At 65.9% G+C, this 458-nt stretch carries 1 protein-coding gene; it reads left to right on the forward strand.

Annotated features, from left to right (window positions below; genetic code table 11):
* A partial coding sequence (locus tag I6F37_RS39360; RefSeq protein WP_225154281.1) for a hypothetical protein occupies positions 1–319 on the forward strand: 319 nt, incomplete at its 5' end.
* Positions 320–458 lie beyond the last annotated feature (139 nt).

The following is a 458-nucleotide window of genomic DNA, read 5'->3' on the forward strand; positions in this document are numbered from 1 at the left end:
GGCCGTAACTGCCGCGCAGGGCGTCGCGAACGTCGTCACGCAGACGCTCCACCCGAACCGTCGCCACCCGCGGCACTTCATCGACAAGACCTGGGCGCCCGCCGAGCGCGACCGCGTCATCAAGTACCTCGAAGCGGGGCGTCGAGGCGAGTCGTGGATGGGCTGGTCGACCTGCCGCTTCTGCGGCAAGGAGAACGGCACCTGCGACCTCACCGACGACGTCTACATCTGGCCGGAAGGCTTCGCGCACTACCTGCGCGAGCACGCCGTGAAACCGCCTACCAAGTTCGTGGCCCATGTGCTGAGGCGATCTCGATGAAGAAGAAGCGTGCGAAGCCGTGGGCTCTCCTCGAAGCACGGGCAGCAGCAGAGCCTCCACTGCCGGAGGGTGAGAAGGAATGGAACCTTCCCCTCCCGAACACGTTGCTCGCGTACGCAGCGTGGCGTGAGTATGCGGA

This window comes from Bradyrhizobium sp. NBAIM08, from assembly GCF_020193935.1.
Classification (GTDB): Bacteria; Pseudomonadota; Alphaproteobacteria; order Rhizobiales; family Xanthobacteraceae; genus Bradyrhizobium; species Bradyrhizobium yuanmingense.